Here is a 1143-nt window from a genome sequence, read left to right as displayed (position 1 = left end):
TGGCCGGGGCAGCCAATGACCCGCCCCGGCCAGGCACGCGCCGAGTTGCGTGACCGCGGCGGCGAAGGGGGCCAGAATATGGTGGTGGGGGAACAGGCGGCGCAGAATGCGTCTCATGGTGGCTTCCTCCCCGGCCTGTGCGGCCGTCGTGGCGTCGAGCAGGCAGGCTTCGGTCGCGGTCAGCGCCTGGGCACGGGGGATCGCGATATCCAGAGCGCCCCCGCGCACCGTCGCCAGCCGGTCCAGTGCAGTGGAAAACGCCGTGGCCACGTCGTCGAAGTCGCGCCGGAAGCACGGCAGGAACAACCCCTCGGCCGGTACCGCCGAGGCTGCCGGCGCGCCGGTGCGCCGCCGCGCCAGTCGCCGCACCGTCCAGATGGTCAGGCGCTCGCTACAGGACAGGTCGCTCAGGTTGGGGGCATGGAGCATGGTGGCTGTCGAGGTCATCCGTGTCTCCGGAGTGGCGACTCCGGTCCCTGTGTTGTGATGGCTGATCTTATTTGCGATCAATTCTCAATTGCAAATGATAATTCACGTGAGGAGAATGTCATGCCCCTGCCGTTCCTCGGTGACGCGTCGCCGCACCGCTGCGCTTGGGCGTGCCAGGATCCGCTTCTGAAGGCGTATCACGACGCGGAATGGGGCGTTCCCGTCCATGACGGCCGTGCCTTGTGGGAAAAACTGATGCTCGACGGTTTTCAGGCCGGACTGTCGTGGCGGATCATCCTGCAACGCCGCGACGCGCTGCGGGCCGCGTTCGCGGGGTTCGACCCCGACCGCGTGGCCAGCTTCACCTCGGCCGACGTCACACGGCTGTTGCAGGACGCCGCGATCATCCGATCACGTGCGAAGATCGAGGCGACCATCGGCAACGCACGCGCCTATGTCGCGATGCGGGCGCGGGGCGAGCCGTTTGGCCCCTTCGTCTGGGCGATGGTGGGGGAGAGGTCGACGGGCAGCGGCCTGACGCGGACCCCGCTGTCCGAGGCTCTCGCGCGCGCCCTGCGACAGCGCGGCTTTCGCTTCGTGGGGCCGGTGATCGTCCATGCCTGGATGCAGGCGGTAGGGATGATCGACGATCATGAGCCCGGCTGCTTTCGCGCCGGTGCCTGCGCCACGGCCGCCTCCGGGCGCGACGCGTCC

At 68.7% G+C, this 1143-nt stretch carries 1 protein-coding gene and 1 pseudogene; one reads left to right on the top strand and one right to left on the bottom strand.

Annotated elements, in window-relative coordinates; all coding sequences use genetic code 11:
* A pseudogene (locus tag HUK82_RS16705) lies at positions 1-447 on the bottom strand (hypothetical protein); the annotation flags it as partial.
* A 102-nt stretch (positions 448-549) separates the two neighbouring features.
* Between HUK82_RS16705 and HUK82_RS16700 the strand changes: the two are divergent.
* The coding region (locus tag HUK82_RS16700; RefSeq protein WP_176614978.1) for a DNA-3-methyladenine glycosylase I at positions 550-1143 on the top strand (594 nt) is incomplete at its 3' end.

It is taken from the genome of Ameyamaea chiangmaiensis (assembly GCF_013376175.1).
Taxonomy (GTDB): domain Bacteria; phylum Pseudomonadota; class Alphaproteobacteria; order Acetobacterales; family Acetobacteraceae; genus Ameyamaea; species Ameyamaea chiangmaiensis.
This window is presented reverse-complemented; position numbering and strand designations above follow the sequence as displayed.